Source organism: Clostridium sp. CM037, assembly GCF_055081095.1.
The window spans coordinates 543,783-559,387 of record NZ_CM143650.1 but is presented as its reverse complement, the minus strand read 5'-3'; the positions used below and the strand labels follow the sequence as shown (position 1 = coordinate 559,387).

17 protein-coding genes and 1 pseudogene are annotated in these 15,605 nt (G+C 31.3%); 5 read left to right on the top strand and 13 right to left on the bottom strand.

From position 1 onward, the window contains the following. The 8 genes from wecB to ACWJKP_RS02845 form a co-directional block, all read right to left on the bottom strand. Positions 1 to 1,125: a non-hydrolyzing UDP-N-acetylglucosamine 2-epimerase gene (gene wecB / locus ACWJKP_RS02880; protein WP_165413778.1), complete on the bottom strand. Its 1,125-nt coding sequence runs from the start codon at positions 1,123 to 1,125 to the stop codon at positions 1 to 3. Between the two features lie 5 nt (positions 1,126 to 1,130). Beyond that, complete coding sequence (locus ACWJKP_RS02875) at positions 1,131 to 2,240, bottom strand: polysaccharide biosynthesis C-terminal domain-containing protein (RefSeq protein WP_165413779.1); 1,110 nt, start codon at positions 2,238 to 2,240, stop codon at positions 1,131 to 1,133. Between the two features lie 82 nt (positions 2,241 to 2,322). Beyond that, positions 2,323 to 3,339 carry a polysaccharide biosynthesis protein gene (locus ACWJKP_RS02870; protein ID WP_165413780.1) on the bottom strand — a complete coding sequence of 339 codons (1,017 nt, stop codon included), beginning with the start codon at positions 3,337 to 3,339 and terminating at the stop codon, positions 2,323 to 2,325. Beyond that, positions 3,332 to 4,576 (bottom strand): glycosyltransferase family 4 protein, encoded by a 1,245-nt coding sequence (locus ACWJKP_RS02865; protein WP_165413781.1) that lies wholly within the window; start codon positions 4,574 to 4,576, stop codon positions 3,332 to 3,334. Before ACWJKP_RS02865 ends, ACWJKP_RS02870 begins: the two co-directional genes overlap by 8 nt. A gap of 41 nt (positions 4,577 to 4,617) precedes the next feature. Next, positions 4,618 to 5,550: an NAD-dependent epimerase/dehydratase family protein gene (locus ACWJKP_RS02860; protein WP_165413782.1), complete on the bottom strand. Its 933-nt coding sequence runs from the start codon at positions 5,548 to 5,550 to the stop codon at positions 4,618 to 4,620. A 241-nt stretch (positions 5,551 to 5,791) separates the two neighbouring features. Further along, positions 5,792 to 6,376, bottom strand: coding sequence for a sugar transferase (locus ACWJKP_RS02855; RefSeq protein ID WP_165413783.1), 585 nt, complete (start codon positions 6,374 to 6,376; stop codon positions 5,792 to 5,794). A 40-nt stretch (positions 6,377 to 6,416) separates the two neighbouring features. Then, entirely contained in the window at positions 6,417 to 8,288 is a 1,872-nt protein-coding gene (locus ACWJKP_RS02850; RefSeq protein WP_165413784.1) for a polysaccharide biosynthesis protein, read from the bottom strand. 307 nt (positions 8,289 to 8,595) lie between these two features. Next, positions 8,596 to 9,432, bottom strand: a complete 837-nt coding sequence (locus ACWJKP_RS02845) for a YihY/virulence factor BrkB family protein (RefSeq protein ID WP_165413785.1) — start codon at positions 9,430 to 9,432, stop codon at positions 8,596 to 8,598. A 146-nt stretch (positions 9,433 to 9,578) separates the two neighbouring features. Between ACWJKP_RS02845 and ACWJKP_RS02840 the strand changes: the two genes are divergently transcribed. Further along, on the top strand, positions 9,579 to 10,409 hold the full coding sequence (locus tag ACWJKP_RS02840) for a nitrilase-related carbon-nitrogen hydrolase (protein ID WP_165413786.1): 831 nt from the start codon (positions 9,579 to 9,581) through the stop codon (positions 10,407 to 10,409). 699 nt (positions 10,410 to 11,108) lie between these two features. Here ACWJKP_RS02840 and ACWJKP_RS02835 read toward each other — a convergent pair. Continuing rightward, positions 11,109 to 11,378, bottom strand: coding sequence for a DUF1294 domain-containing protein (locus ACWJKP_RS02835; RefSeq protein ID WP_462961403.1), 270 nt, complete (start codon positions 11,376 to 11,378; stop codon positions 11,109 to 11,111). A gap of 336 nt (positions 11,379 to 11,714) precedes the next feature. Between ACWJKP_RS02835 and ACWJKP_RS02830 the strand changes: the two genes are divergently transcribed. From ACWJKP_RS02830 to ACWJKP_RS02820, 3 genes are all read left to right on the top strand, one after another. Further along, entirely contained in the window at positions 11,715 to 11,912 is a 198-nt protein-coding gene (locus ACWJKP_RS02830; protein ID WP_165413788.1) for a helix-turn-helix transcriptional regulator, read from the top strand. Between the two features lie 4 nt (positions 11,913 to 11,916). Continuing rightward, positions 11,917 to 12,312 carry a hypothetical protein gene (locus tag ACWJKP_RS02825; RefSeq protein ID WP_462961401.1) on the top strand — a complete coding sequence of 132 codons (396 nt, stop codon included), beginning with the start codon at positions 11,917 to 11,919 and terminating at the stop codon, positions 12,310 to 12,312. Positions 12,313 to 12,470: 158 nt separating this feature from the next. Next, positions 12,471 to 13,292: an FtsX-like permease family protein gene (locus ACWJKP_RS02820; RefSeq protein ID WP_165413790.1), complete on the top strand. Its 822-nt coding sequence runs from the start codon at positions 12,471 to 12,473 to the stop codon at positions 13,290 to 13,292. 108 nt (positions 13,293 to 13,400) lie between these two features. Here ACWJKP_RS02820 and ACWJKP_RS02815 read toward each other — a convergent pair whose 3' ends face one another. Continuing rightward, entirely contained in the window at positions 13,401 to 13,733 is a 333-nt protein-coding gene (locus ACWJKP_RS02815) for a hypothetical protein (protein WP_165413768.1), read from the bottom strand. Then, on the bottom strand, positions 13,702 to 14,205 hold the full coding sequence (locus ACWJKP_RS02810) for an RrF2 family transcriptional regulator (RefSeq protein ID WP_165413791.1): 504 nt from the start codon (positions 14,203 to 14,205) through the stop codon (positions 13,702 to 13,704). Before ACWJKP_RS02810 ends, ACWJKP_RS02815 begins: the two co-directional genes overlap by 32 nt. Before the next feature lie 225 nt (positions 14,206 to 14,430). Here ACWJKP_RS02810 and ACWJKP_RS02805 point away from each other — a divergent pair. Next, positions 14,431 to 14,802, top strand: a pseudogene (locus tag ACWJKP_RS02805) (pyridoxamine 5'-phosphate oxidase family protein); the annotation flags it as partial. Here the strand turns inward: ACWJKP_RS02805 and ACWJKP_RS02800 are convergent. Both ACWJKP_RS02800 and ACWJKP_RS02795 read right to left on the bottom strand, forming a co-directional pair. After that, positions 14,780 to 15,121, bottom strand: a complete 342-nt coding sequence (locus ACWJKP_RS02800) for a DUF2812 domain-containing protein (RefSeq protein WP_263492502.1) — start codon at positions 15,119 to 15,121, stop codon at positions 14,780 to 14,782. The pseudogene ACWJKP_RS02805 and the gene ACWJKP_RS02800 overlap by 23 nt on opposite strands. 71 nt (positions 15,122 to 15,192) lie before the next feature. Continuing rightward, positions 15,193 to 15,504, bottom strand: coding sequence for a PadR family transcriptional regulator (locus ACWJKP_RS02795; protein ID WP_165413794.1), 312 nt, complete (start codon positions 15,502 to 15,504; stop codon positions 15,193 to 15,195). Positions 15,505 to 15,605 lie beyond the last annotated feature (101 nt).

The window sequence follows — 15,605 nt, the reverse complement described above, 5'->3', positions numbered from 1 at the left end:
TTACTTCCTCCATATAAACTTGTTTATGGCGCTTGTATACCCTTGAATAATATTAACAACCTTTATACCAACATTTATATCTGTATAATCATGAGCTTTCACAGTTCTTTCTCCTAATGATTTTTGCATAGTTATCATTTCTATAGCTTGAGTTATGCTATCAGAAGTTATTCCACCAAGTATTACTGAACCTTTGTCAATTGCTTCTGGTCTTTCAGTACTTGTTCTTATTGATACTCCTGGAAATTCCATAATGTTCGTTTCCTCCGCAAGTGATCCACTATCAGATAAAACGCAGAATGAATCTTTTTGAAGTTTATTGTAATCATAAAAACCGAATGGCTTTAATTGTTTTATATTTTTATGAAATACTATTCCTTTTTCTTCAATTCTTTTCCAGCTTCTTGGGTGTGTTGAATATATAACTGGCATATCATAAGTTTCTGCTATTGCATTTAACGCATCTGTTATACTCTTAAAGTTTTCTTCATTATCTATGTTTTCTTCTCGATGAGCACTTACCAAAATATATTTACCTTTTTTGAGGCCTAATGTTCCGAGCACGGGACTTTCATCAATTTTGTCCATATATCTATGGAAAACTTCTGGAAGTGGTGATCCAGTAACAAAAGTATATTCCTTTCTCATTCCTTCTGATAACAAATATCTTCTCGCATGCTCTGTATATGCCATATTAACATCACTTGTAACATCAACTATTTTTCTATTTATTTCTTCAGGTACATTTTGATCAAAACATCTGTTTCCTGCTTCCATATGGAATACAGGGATTTTTAATCTTTTAGCAGCAATAACACTAAGGCAACTGTTTGTATCCCCAAGTATTACTAATGCATCTGGTTTTTCCTTAACTAATATTTTATAACTCTCAGCTATTATGTTACCCATAGTTTCTCCAAGATCACTTCCTACAACTCCTAAAAAGTAATTTGGTTCTCTAAGCTCTAGCTCTTTAAAGAAAACATCATTAAGTGTATAATCCCAATTTTGACCTGTATGTACAAGAATATGATCAAAATATCTGTCACAAGCTTTTATAACTTCTGATAGTCTTATTATTTCAGGTCTTGTTCCTAGTATTGTCATTACCTTAAGTTTTTTCATAAGTTCTATACCTCCAAGTGAAATGTGTCTGGTTTTTTTGGATCAAAGCATTCATTAACCCACATTATTGTCACTAAATCGTTCTCACCAATATTTACAATAGAGTGAGTGTATCCTGTAGGAATATCTACTACTTCTAGTTTATCTGCATTAACTTTATATTCAATTATTTTATCTGTTCCTATTTTTCTAAATCTAATAACTCCTTCACCACTAACCACCATAAACTTTTCGTTTTTAGTATGATGCCAATGATCACCCTTTGTTATTCCAGGTTTGGATACATTTACAGAAACTTGTCCATTTTCAGCTGTTCTAATAAATTCCGTAAAAGATCCTCTGTTATCTTTATTCATTTTTAAGTCATAAGAAAATTTATCTTCTGGTAAAAAGCTTAAGTAAGTACTATAAAGCTTTTTAGTAAGTTCATCACCCATATTTGGCACACTTAAGTCAGATCTGCTTTCCTTAAAACTTCTTATCTTTTGTGCAAGGTCCCCTAGTTTAATATTATGCACAATAGGTACATAACAATATTCGTCTTTTTTGATTTCCATGTTTTCTAATGCTCTAATAAATTCATCTAATACATCATCTATATAACATAAATCTAAATCAGCATCTGAATTTGATATCTGTATTTCTATGCCTCTTGCAATATTATAACAGAAGGTAGCTACTACAGTATTATAATTAGGTCTACTCCATTTACCAAATAAATTTGGCAATCTATAAACCAGTACCTTTGCCCCAGTTTCTTTATTGTAAGCAAATAATAAATCTTCGCCTGCCTTTTTGCTGATGCCATAAGGATTTTCTTTTTCTGCTTGCACAGAAGATGTTATAAGCACCGGTGCTTTATTATTATTTTTTTTAAGAAGATCAAGAAGCAATGATGTAAAACCAAAATTACCTTCCATAAATTCACTTTCATCTTTTGGACGATTAACTCCAGCAAGATGAAAAACAAATTCACATTCTTTAGTGTATTTTTCAAGAAGTGATTCTTCAGTTCCTAAATCATATTCAAATATATCTGTATAACCTTTGTTTTTAAGTTCTGCTATAATGTTTTTTCCTACAAATCCTTTTGCGCCAGTAACAAGTATTTTCATATTTACCTCACATTTCGTCTGTTTTATTTAAACAATTCCACAATACTAAGTATTAATACCTAATATTGTGGACTTCACTAATTTAAGAATTGGTTTTTAATTCTTCTTGTATATAATCAAGTTTAAGTAACTTTTCTTTTATCTGCTTTACATTAAGAATTCCAGTGTTTTGAGAGTTATATTCTTGTTCTGTGGATAGTTTTATATCGCCTTCAACAAAATATTTATCGTAGTTAAGATCTCTTTTATCTGCTGGAACTCTGAAAAATCCCCCCATGTCCTGAGCAACTACAAACTCTTCTTTTGTAAGAAGTGTTTCGTATAGCTTTTCTCCATGACGAGTACCTATAATTTTAACTTCATTTTTCGAATTGAATAATTCACTCACTGCTTGTGCTAAATCTCGTATTGTTGATGAATCAGACTTTTGAACCATTATGTCGCCTGCCTTGGCATTTTCGAATGCAAATATTACAAGTTCCACAGCCTCATCGAGGCTCATAAGGAACCTAGTCATATTAGGATCTGTTACAGTTAAACATTCTCCATTCTTTATCTGTTCAATAAATAGCGGAATTACTGATCCTCTTGATGCCATAACATTTCCATATCTAGTACCACAAATAAGTGTCCTATCCGGAGATACTGTTCTAGCTTTAGCCACAAATACTTTTTCCATCATAGCTTTTGAAATACCCATAGCATTTATTGGATATGCTGCTTTGTCAGTGGAAAGACATATTACTTTTTTTACTCCATACTCAATTGCTGCTGTAAGCACATTATCTGTTCCTATTACATTAGTTTTTACCGCTTCAAGAGGGAAAAACTCACAAGATGGAACTTGCTTTAAAGCAGCTGCGTGGAATATATAATCTACTCCATGCATAGCATTTTTTACAGAGGCTATGTCCCGTACATCACCTATGTAGAATTTAATTTTATCATTTTTATATAATTTTCTCATATCATCTTGTTTCTTTTCGTCCCTTGAGAATATACGAATTTCTGCTATATCTGTATCAAGAAATCTTTTCATTACAGCGTTCCCAAAAGAACCTGTTCCCCCTGTAATTAATAATGTTTTACCTTTAAACATGATATATCTCCTCCAATAATAAATTTTTTATAAAATATTTATCTATCCTATTTAACAATTCTTGCTTGTTAAAATTATTATCATAGTAATTTCTTGCATTTATCCCGAGCTTTGTTAATTGCTCTTGTGATTCATTAGATAACTCTATTATCATATCTGAGAGTATCTGCGCATCGGAAGCAAGGCCACAAACACCTGAATTTGATTCTTTTATTATTTTATCAGTCTCACCATTGGCTGACGCGATAATCGGTATACCACAAGCCATATATGACTGTAGTTTAGCCGGAATAGTCATTGAAAACAGTGGACCACCTGTTAAGCACAGGAAAGCGGCGTCACTTGCTGCCATAAATCGTGGAATCCGGGGTCCAGGTTGTTTTGGAATGAAATTAAACATGTCGTCCAACTCACCTTTACGTACAAGCTGCATTAATTCTTCTTTATATCTGCCATCTCCAATAATGTTAAACCGGATTTTTTTATTTATATTTTTCTCTTTTATAAGTGTTGCAGCTTTTGGCAATATATCTAGCCCTTGTGCATTGCCAATATTACCAGCAAAAGTTATATTAAATGCATCATCATTTGGAATTTCTTCAATGCTTGCTTTCTCAAGTGGCACATAAAAATCTTCTGCATATTGTGGCCAGTACTCTATCTTATCTAGTGCAACGCCACGATTGTGTATTGACTTCACAAAACTATTTGATGTGGTGAAAATATGAGTACAGCCGGAATATATATGGTCAACCATCTTACCTATAGCCCCAATAATATATTTGTTAGTTATACCTGTAATTATTTCAACATTTTCAGGCCAAAGATCTTGAACATACAAGTAACATGGTATCTTTCTTTTTTTAGCATACCATACACCAGGTAAAGCTTGTGTCATGGGTGATACTTCAAATATAAATACATAATCAGCTTTTATTTTTGTGAACATCTTCCAAAAGAATCCGGATACAACAAAGGACAAATAGTTTAACGCAAGCATTACTGAGCTCTTTCCTCTGGGTATTAGTGGTATCCTAATTATCTCAATACCATTATACATTTCTTTTCGCTTCTTAAACAGTCCATACCCCTCATAATATTCACCTTTGGGATAATTAGGTATTCCAGTTATAACTGTTACTTTATATCCCCTTTTAACCCATTCTGTGCAAATATCATTTATACGAAATTGTTCAGGGTAAAAATATTGCGCTATAACTAAAATGTGTTTTTTCATCTCATTATCCCCCTTCTTTAGTATTTCTATTTTTCCACAACTTATTTTTTTGTATCAACCGATTCTGTTGTGGTAACCGTTTCTGTTACCCCAACTGCCTCTGTTGTGGTAACTGTTTCTGTTACAATAATCGATGATTTCAAATCTCTAATTCTATAATTCTCTTTATAATCAGACATGCTCTTCTCATAAACCAAACTGCCAAATACCTTACTAAATGTTTGGATTTTTAAACCCATAAGACGTAATAAGGGGTTGAATACTTTAGTTAACCTAATTCGCGTGCCATGAGATTCTGCAATAAGCTTCACCATCTCTGAAGTCTTAACGTACTCACTATTTTGTGGAAAGAATATTCCGCTCTCTTCATTTACAATCATCAACCTAATAAACTCACATAAATTATCTATATGAAGCATACTTCGCTTATTGTCAATATCAGGGAAAACAGGCAGTTTCTGAGCAAGTTTTGCTAATTTCGGGTAATTCCCTTTAGACCCTTTCCCATAAATCATAGGTGGTCTAAGAATAACAATTTTAAAATCATCACTCTCTAAAGGTTTTATTCCTTTTTCTGCTTGGATTTTACTGTCTCCATAAAAATTACTGGAAATTAGATCAGTGTTTTTATCTATGATTCTTTCCCCGTTAACATTGCTACTATCACCATAAACAATAATGCTACTCATAAAAATAAACTGCTTAACGCCAGCTTTCTTTGCTTTCTTAGCAGTCTCTACGGTAAGATCACGATTGACTTTATAATATAACTCTTCCATTTTAGGGTCTGATGAGACGTGCGCTATACCTGCAACGTGAAAGATTACATCATACTGCGTAAAATCTTTTTCTTTCCATGAATCGTCCTTCATATCCAATGTGTCTGTAGAATATTCATCAGAGTATTTCTCTAGGTATTTCTCAATGGATGTACCAATATAGCTATTAGATCCTGTTATAAGTATTTTTTTCATCTCAACATCATCTCCTTCTTAGCAGAAAGCTTCATATGTCTCAGCTTACCATTATCGCTAATTTAAAATAGCCCTAATTTAAACTGTTAAATCATCTCCTGCGGAGCTGCATTAACGACTTCAGAAGGAGAGTTATACTTCCACTGAAGTTTTCTATTTGTTAGGGCAAGCAACTCCTACTTATAGTAGGTTCTACCCCTTATAGAAGTGGTAGACTTTCCTTCTGGAATGTCGTTAAGTCTTAAGCTCTACTTTTTTTTTGCCCATCATCGCGGACACCCTCTGCTTTTAAAACTTTGGATACCGTTTTAAATAATATTTTCACATTAAGTGATAATGATTTATTGTTTAAATAATATACGTCATGTGCTGTTTTTTCAGAATCATCATTCTCATCTCGTCCATTAATTTGAGCCCATCCAGTAACTCCTGGAAGTAGTTTATGAACTCCTGCCTTTGTTCTCATTTCCTTAAGCTCAAGCTGATTATATAAAGCAGGTCTTGGTCCCACAAAAGTCATATCCCCAATAAGTGTATTAATTAATTGTGGAAGTTCATCAATACTAGTTTTTCTTAGGATTTTACCAATGCACGTTATATAACTTTTTGAATTATCAAGTTTATCAGTTGCTACATTAGGAGTTCCAATTTTCATTGTCCTAAACTTGTACAATTTGAATAATTCATTATTTTTGCCTATTCTCATCTGGGTAAAAAATATTGGCCCTTTTGAATTAAGCTTTATAATTATTCCTATAATTAAAAATAGCGGTGATAACAACACTATTATAAGTATACTAATTATAACATCCAGAAATCTCTCCATATTATGCCCCCTGTTTTTTTAAAATTACCCTATTTTTTGATTACTCTTCTACAGTGGTGTCTTCACTTTCTGCAGTACCTCTATTATATGTCGGAACTATTTCTTCTATTTTTGAGATTAATAATGTTACATCATCTTTCTCGATAATAGCCTTAAGTTCTCCCATTCTATCTTTCATAACATCCAAATCACTAAACGTTGGTTTACCAATAAAAATCTTTTCATGTTTAGTATTAATAAGTCCCTCTTCACTCATTAATAGTTCTTCATAAAGCTTTTCTCCCGGCCTAAGCCCCGTAATTTCTATCTTAATGTCTTTGTTTGGCTCAAATCCTGAAAGCCTTATTAAATCCCACGCTAAATCATATATCTTAACAGGTTGCCCCATATCAAGCACAAAAACTTCTCCGCCTTTTGCGTATGCTCCCGATTGAAGTACCAATTGTGCTGCTTCGGGTATTGTCATAAAGAACCTAGTTATATATTTATTAGTAAGTGTAACTGGACCACCATGAGCTATTTGGTTTTTAAATAGGGGTATAACGGACCCGTTACTTCCTAATACATTCCCAAATCTAACTGCCACAAAGTGTGTTTTACTTATTTTGTCCATAGATTGTATAATCATTTCACACATTCTCTTAGTAGCACCCATGACATTGGTTGGGTTTACCGCTTTATCTGTGGATATCATCACGAATTTTTCTACATTAAATTTATTCGCGCACTCTGCCATATTAAATGTTCCAAACACATTGTTTTTTATAGCTTCCATAGGACTTTCTTCCATTAGTGGAACATGCTTATGTGCAGCTGCATGGAAAACTATATTGGGTAAATACTTTTCAAATACATTCTCAAGTCTTTGTTTATCCCTAACAGATCCTATTAATACTATTAAATCTAATTTCGGATATTTATACTGAAGTTCCATTTGAAGATCATAAGCATTATTTTCATATATATCAAAAATAATTAATTTCTTAGGTTCAAATTTTATAATTTGACGACATAATTCAGAACCAATAGATCCACCGCCGCCTGTTACTAGTATGGTTTTATCGCGAATAAAACTTGCAATGCCTTCCATATCAAGATCTACTGCTTTACGACCCAGTAAGTCCTCAATCTCTACTTTTCTAATTTGACTTAAGGAAACTTTCCCGTCTATTATGTCATACATTCCTGGAATAATTTCTATCTTGCAGCTTGTTTTTTTGCATATTTCGAGTATTTGTTTTTTATCTTCATCTTTTATGGTAGGAATAGCTATAAGTATGGTTTCTATATCCTTATCTTTTGCTATAGTAGGTATGCCTTCTCTACTTCCAAGAACCTTCACTCCCATAATAGTGTTTCCTTTTTTGTAATCTTCATCATCAATTACAGCTACCGGTACATATTTACTTTGGTTACTGCTCTTCATTTCTTTTATAACCATAGCTGCAGCTGCTCCAGCACCAACTATCATTACTCTCTTTCGAGCACCTTTACTAACATTACAATTTACAATGTTTCCGAATCTATCAAAGATTCTAAAGGACATCCTAAGTCCAACTATAAAAATAATGCTAAAAGCGCAAGATACTATGCTTACCCCATAGGCATAATTATGTCCAATAATTCTAATGAAAATTGTAGTAGCAATGTTCCCAGTAAGACACGCACCTATAACCATCATGAATTCATCTATACTTGCATAAGTCCAAAGGCTTTCATAAAGCTTAAAGACAAAAAAGCAAGCTATGTAGATAACTGTCACAATTAACGCTATTTCTTTAAAGTCACTTGAATAGAACTTGAAATTTTTATAATTATATCTAAAAAAGATAGCTAATATATATGCTAAGTTTATTAGTACTGCATCGCTTAGTATCAATATTGGTTTTTTCCATTTTCCTAGAGTTTTCATATAATGCACCTCTTTATTTTATATATAATAAAATATTATTGTTTTTTCTAATGTTATCAAAAATGTATTAATTACAATTTAATACACTTTTTTTCAGTTTCACTGCAGTATTAAGTATACCATAATACCTTTAAATAAGTGTTAATATTTTATGAAACTTGAAATTTCACAATGCAAAGCTATTTTTTAGATCTTATATGCTATCCATTATATCATTATATCATTAAATGCTAGCCAATTTCACATAATAACTCTAGTCAAATTATCTCCCATGGAGCTAGTTATCTCCTATGGACCTGAAATGTCGCTAATACTTTTTACACCTAGGTTTTTGTTTGCCTTCTCGCTCGAAGGCTAACAAAGCATTAACCTCTCCCCCTAGTAGTATTATTATGGAAATTATATAAAGCCAAAGCATAAGCACTATTACTGCTCCTATTCCACCATACAGACCAGAATAGTTGTTAAAATTATTAACATAATACGCAAAACCTAATGAAGATATTAACCATCCTAAAGTACTAACAATAGCTCCAGGTATTACCTCTATCCATGTTAATCTTCTACAAGGAGTATAATGATATAATGCTGCAAATGTAACTGACATCCCACCTAAAGATACTAGGTATCTTATAATATCCCAATCTAATATAAACTTACTAGATAAATTTAAACGCGTCGCAATAACCCCACCTATCATTTGTCCAAAAACTACTAGGGCTACTCCCACAATAATAGCTACTACAAGTCCTAGCATAAATAATATAGATATAGCTAAGGTTTTCCAAAAAGGTCTTGTCTCTTCCTCATCATAGGCTTTATTTAATCCCTTTATTATAGCTCTAAAACCACTGGATCCTGACCACATTATACCTATTATACTTATGGATAGTAAATTCACATTTCTTGAATCCAGCACCTCTATAACTGTAGTGTAAATTAAATCAAAAGCACTCTTGGGCATTATTTGATGTAGATATATCAGCACATCTTTACTTTCTAGATTACTATAACTTAACATGCTAATTAGTAGCAATAAAAAAGGAAAAAAAGACAACAATAAATCATAAGCCAGCTGAGCTGCCAATGCAGTAATATCATCATCTATAACTCTACATACAAGTTGTTTTAAATTATTTAACATAAAGTAACCACCTTTTCGTTACAATTTATATACTGTTTTCAGTTCAACTGCAAAACACGCAGGAGAAATTCAATGCTTCCGCATTTTATTCTTACTCTGATATAATATGTATTATATGAAGATATTATTAATAAGGAGTCGATACTATGAAATTAGCACTAGCTCAATTGGATATTGTTTGGGAAGATAAAACTAAGAATAAAGAAACCGCAATACAATTTATAAAGCATGCAACTACTGAAAATGTGGATATTATTTTTTTCCCTGAAATGACTTTAACAGGCTTTTCTGTGAACACTTCTTTAATAGGAGAAGATAATAATGAAACCGTAGAATTTTTCAAGGAAATGAGTTCTAAATTTAATATTTTTATAGGCTTTGGGTATGTAGAAGGAAGAACAAACAGTAAAAACAAATACTCTGTAGTGGCGCCTCCGGTAGTACATGGAGGCGTGCCACGAGTAATGCATCGAGACGTGCCCCAAGACAAGACTCTTGTGACTTACACTAAAATTCATCCTTTTTCCTTTGGATGCGAAACTGAATTTTACCAAAGTGGAAATAAAATCAACTACTTCAATGCTTTTAACTTTACTATCGTCCCTTTCATCTGCTACGATTTACGTTTTCCAGAAATATTTCAGATAGCATCTAAGACTGCTACCTTAATAACCATTGCAGCTAATTGGCCTATAGATCGACGTGATCACTGGATTACCTTACTCAAAGCAAGGGCCATAGAAAATCAGTGTTATATAGCAGGTATAAACCGAATAGGTGAAGGAAATGGATTAACCTACAGTGGTGACTCCATGATTGTAGATCCACTAGGCAACGTAATAAGCAACTTATATATGGATGAAGGTTTAGTTATAGCGGATATCTCTGAGGAGAACGTAACTCAGATTAGAGAAAAATTTAGACTTAAATCAGATAGAAAAGAAAGTTTGTATTGTGAATTGTTTTCAAGCAATTAAAAATCTTATCCACAATTCAGACAAAGTTATCCCCCAAAGGGGGATAACTTTGTCTATTAGCACGCTAAATAAACTATATTTTGATAATAAATACAGTCTCGTGAAAATTTATTCAATTTTATACACTAGTTATCCACAAATTTGAACTTTACTTGTCAAACTCTTATAACATAATGTTTTATTTGATTCATTATTTAATTTCTTTTTAAATTCAAAGTTTCTTTATAAGATATTGCCTACTTTTTATATTATATAAGTAGCACGTCACCTATTATAACCTCAAAATAGCAAAATTTCAAGACAAAATTATGAAACTTATAGAACCATGTAATTTTTTGTAAAAATGTGAATATCAGACTGTAAATTAAGTAGTGCCTTTGAATGTTTTCTATCATTATAATAGAGACTTAATATCCGTAACAGAAGAAATTTCAAGCTTACTATTTCCAGACAATTGACAATCTATCCACAATTTAAACAAAGTTATCCACTAAAAGAGGATAACTTTTTATAGTATATGCTTTTTAAACCGTATTATACTAACAAATACAGTTTTTATACTAATTTATGTAATTTTACAGAATAGTTATCCACAATCTTGGAATAATCATATTGCCTTCTTAAGGTCCTTGTTCATTCCTATAATTTCCCTTTATTATACCCTCAAAGCACTAAAATTTCAAGGCAAAATTATAAGAATTATATCATTTTATAAATGTATTTGAAAAATACAAACAATTGAACTACAAGTATCAATGGTATCCCTATTACAAACTTGTTATGCTTAGTTTTATGCCTAAATAAACGCATACCTATAAAAATACCCAAAGCCCCAAAAGCAGAAGCTATAGTGAAAAGAGTGTTCTCTGGAGTTCTCCATTTCCTCTTTTGTGACTTTCTCTTGTCTGAATACATGGCAAAAATACCGTATAAGTTAATCGCCAAAATATAATATAAAAATAATTTCATGTTTTTTCCTCCATTTTAATTGTTTATTAGTAAAAAAACGTTATTATAGCACCTTTTTACTGGATATCTGTATAGGGACTCCCACTTATAGAAGTGGGAGACTTCCCTTCTGAAATGTCGTTAAATATATCTATATAGTACTGTACATTTTTACTCACGTCAAAATGTTTTTTCATTCACAAATAATAGCCATTACGTTACTTTCATTTTTTTTGACTATATTTATAAATACAAAAATTTGTTAAATTTAAAAAATTTGTAAAGGTAACTTTATATTTGAAATTCGTTGATGTATAATAAATTGTAAAGTTACCTTTACGTGAAAGAGGTGTTTGAATGAAAAATCTTATAAAGAGTTTAAGAGAAGGAAGCAATTTAACACAAGAGGATTTAGCAAAGTTATTAGAAACTTCAAGGCAGACAATAATATCTTTAGAAAAGGGTAAGTATAACCCGTCCATTATGCTTGCTTATAAAATATCAAAAGTGTTTAATAAAAAAATTGAGGAAGTATTTATTTTTGAGGAGGAATAAAATAATGAAAAATCAGAAGCAAGGTGATTCACTAATTATAGGTGCTGGAGTATGGTCAGTTCTTTTTATAGGAATGGGTATTTTTGACCTTGTAACAAAAAAGAATGGCTATTGGTCAGGATTTTTATTAGGCGGCCTATCTTTTATTTATCTTATTTATCTATTATGGAAGACAAAAGGCAACACAAATGAACGATATGAAGATGAAAGAAAAAAATTTGTTAGTGATAAATCTAAAAGCATGAGTTTTGATAAGCTGTTTGTTTTTATGGTTATATTTGAAATTTTAATTAAGACACAAAAAATTAAAATGGATTCTCATTCAGCAATCATGGTAATTATGGGTAGTGCATTAATAATTGAATTCGTTAGTTATTTAGTTTGCAAATCTAAGTACTAATAATTGAAATTAAATAAGAAACCAATAAGGGTAGATCCAACATTTCTCTTATTCACACCAACAAGAATAAAAAACAACTTATGTATTTTTTGACAGGCAAGTAAAAATCACCTAAAATGGAATGTTAACAAGTGATAAAGAAAGGAGTAGTTATAATTATGAAGATTAGTACCTTACATTTATTTTTAAAAGATGCTTCAAAAAATCTTAGAAAAAATGCTACTACTAGCATTTCTTCCATTGCTACAATAATGTCAACGTTATTTATTTTAGGACTATTTGTGCTATTCATATTGAATCTTAAAATGGGGATGATTGGTATTTATTCCCAATACGAAGTACGGGTGACTTTAAAAGATGATATAAAGATTACTGATCAGCAAAATATACATAAAAAAATAAAAGAGGCAAATGTTGTAACTCATATTACTTTTGAAAATAATACTCCCCTATTAGCATCATATATACTTAAAGTGAATGGACCAGATGATATACCTAAAATAATTTCTCAACTTAATGGGTTACAAGGTATAAATAAAATTAGCGGTGGTCAAAACGTTCCGAAGAAAATTTCGGTGGAAATTAAAGTAATTCAATGGATAGGAGTGATACTTTTCCTTATCCTTATGGTAGCAACATTTTTTTTAATTAAATTCACAATAAAACTTGCTATATATCCAAGACTTAATGAAATTAATTTAATGCAATATCTTGGTGCAACAGATTGGTTTATTAGATGGCAATTTATTTCTGAGGGAATGATAATTGGATTTTTAGGAGCAGTATCCGCAGTAATAGCAATTTATTTCTTATATAGTTTTGTATATATACAGGTAAATTCTTATTTCGCAACACTGTTAATTAATTTTATAGCTCCGTCTTTTATATTCACAACTATATCATGGAGCTTTATACTTATTGGAATAATTCTAACTACTATAGGAAGTATTTCGGTTATAAAAAAATTCTTAATAGTTTAAAAAAAGGCATATTATTGGTAAGCGATTCAGAAAATAGCTCAGTGCTTACTTTAGCAAAATGAAATACAATAAGCATAGTGAGCCTGCAACATTGTAGACTCACTATGCTTATCGTATCTTTGAATGCATTGTTTTATCTGATATGTTCCCCTTAAATCTTAAACTTTTGTACCAATTCATTGCAATTTCTGCAATTGCATCCGCCATAACTTTTATTTCATCTACAACTTTCCCATCCTCTATAGCTTTTAATTTTTTTTCCTTTTCTTTATAAATACTATTACTTTTCTTCAATGCATTAATTGTATTCCTAGCCTTGCTAAATTGAGCTATATTATTTGAATTTGCCTGCTGTGCTGATTGATTATTTATAGTAATACATTGTTCCGATTTCTCAAGCATCTTAAATTTATCGTGATTTACTATTATTGAACCATTCAATCGTTGCTTTTCCATGCTCTTCAGGGATCTTATTACTAACTTGTTCATGTAGCCACCCTAGAGTCTTATTGTTCAAAAATTGTCTCATCTGGTCTTCCGCTTCTAACATTACAACTTTTATTATGCAAGGACATTTTGTATGTGTATCAGGTAAATTATTTTTATCTAACAATATCTCATTTTGCCTAATCTCTGCACACTGAAATAATGGGGCCGTCCCTTCTACTGCTTCAACTATATTCCAAAAAGTTATGCTTTCTGGAATACGTGCTAACTCATATCCCCCATTAACACCTGGAATTGACTTCACAATCCCTGCTTTCCTTAATTTTGTATATACTTTTGATAAATAACTTTCTGAAACTCCTTGAAATGCCGCTAAATCTTTAATTCCAACAGTCTTTCCTGATGGAATATCTACCATATATAATAAACAATGCAATGCATACTCTACTCCTATTGAAAATTGCAATACGCTCTACCTCCTAAATAACAAGATAATCTTCACATATGATACTTCATTATTTTTTATTAGTCAATATACACGATTGAATTATAGATAATATTTATCCCTAATGTAGATTGACTTTCAAAAAAATTCATTGTATATTATATATAGATAATACCTATCGACGATTAATGTTGTCTACAATTGCCACATGTATTGTTTAATAAAATTTTAAGGAGGAAATATACAATGCTTACAGAAAAGTTTTTTGATGTACTAAAAAATGAAGGTGTAGTTTCAATAGTATCATGGGGAATAGATGAACCACATGTAGTTAACACTTGGAACTCATATTTAATTGTAACATCTGATGAAAGAATTTTAATTCCCGCAGCTTCAATGCGTCGAACAGAAAAAAATGTAAATCAAAATAATAAAGTAAAGATGGCTTTAGGTAGTAAAGACGTTTTGGGTTATAAAGATTACCAAGGAACAGGCTTCGCGATTGAAGGTACTGCAAAATACCTTGAGTCAGGTTCAGATTTTGATATGATGAAAGAAAAGTTCTCTTTTTTAACTAGGGTGTTAGAGATAACAGTTACATCAGCAAAGCAAACGCTATTGATATTGGAATATAACATACTACCAATGATAGCCACATATTTGACAATTTCTTGTATCTCTCTGCTTTAGAAGAGACATCAGAAAAAATATCATCACCAGCTCTTTCATCTATTTTTTTGAAGTATTGTTTTCCAGATGTTTTTGTACCAGCAATATGTCCCCACCCGTAGTCCTTAAAAAGGATAATATAATTTTGAAAATCGTCCTTTGACTTAAAATTGCGATAATCTATTTTTATAATAGTATCGTTAGGTGAAGTTTTACGAAATTCATATTTTGTATGTTTTTCATCCAATTCCCAACCTCTGTTTGCCATTTCATTTAACCATTTTTCTTCTTTATCAAGGCTGACATAACATCTAATTTTTTTCATATTGACACCCCTCTCTATTTCAAATTTTTCTGAGTAATCTCAATCATATGTTTCATTCTTTCAAAATCAAGAAGTAATACTTTCTTTCCTTCGTCTGTGATAAGATAAACTTTACGCCTGTTGTCATCACTTTCAACAGGTTGAATAAACTTTAATTTCAGCAAATTTTCAATGGCTCCGTATAAAGTCCCTGCCGCTATTCTTACCTTCCCGCCGCTTAATTCTTCAGCTTTTTGCATAATTAAATATCCATGTGCTGGTTCAAGTAGAGATAAAAGAATGTAATAAACTGTTTCTGTAAGTGGTAAATTTTTATTTTTTTTCATTTAATTCTCTAACTCCTTTCTTATAAAGTTTAACTATATAGTTATATGATATACAGTTTGACTGTATATGTCAATACTAAAAAACCATCTTTTATTAATTC